1 protein-coding gene is annotated in these 320 nt (G+C 35.3%); it reads right to left on the bottom strand.

The genetic code is table 11. From position 1 onward, the window contains the following. Positions 1–320 (bottom strand): hypothetical protein (locus RCF13_RS07285; RefSeq protein WP_308141021.1); only part of this gene is annotated, 320 nt, incomplete at both ends.

The raw sequence follows: 320 nt of genomic DNA, 5'->3' as shown, positions 1-320 counted from the left end.
TAGCGAAGTCATCAACGCCACCTAAGATTCTATCTACGGATCCATAGTCAGCATTTTGAAGGGCATTTTCCAAAGGAATAAGATAGTTCTTTTGGAATTCCTCAAACATACCTTTGGACATAGTAGAAGCCAAGGCAATTAGATTAATACTATGTTCATCAAAAGCCACTTCAATTTGTTTATAAGATTTCTCAAGTTTTTCTCGTTCTTCCTTCGCAGTATTCTCAACAGATTTAACCTCGTCTTGAAGTACCTTCTTCTTATCTTCAAGGCTTTGTTTTTTAAGTTCAACTTCACGTTTATGTTCAGCTTCATCAATT

Origin of the sequence: Stenotrophomonas maltophilia group sp. RNC7, assembly GCF_030910085.1 — a bacterium.
Classification (GTDB): Bacteria; Pseudomonadota; Gammaproteobacteria; order Xanthomonadales; family Xanthomonadaceae; genus Stenotrophomonas; species Stenotrophomonas sepilia.
The sequence above is the reverse complement of the archived record's forward strand: the minus strand, read 5'-3'. Positions and strand labels throughout refer to the sequence as shown.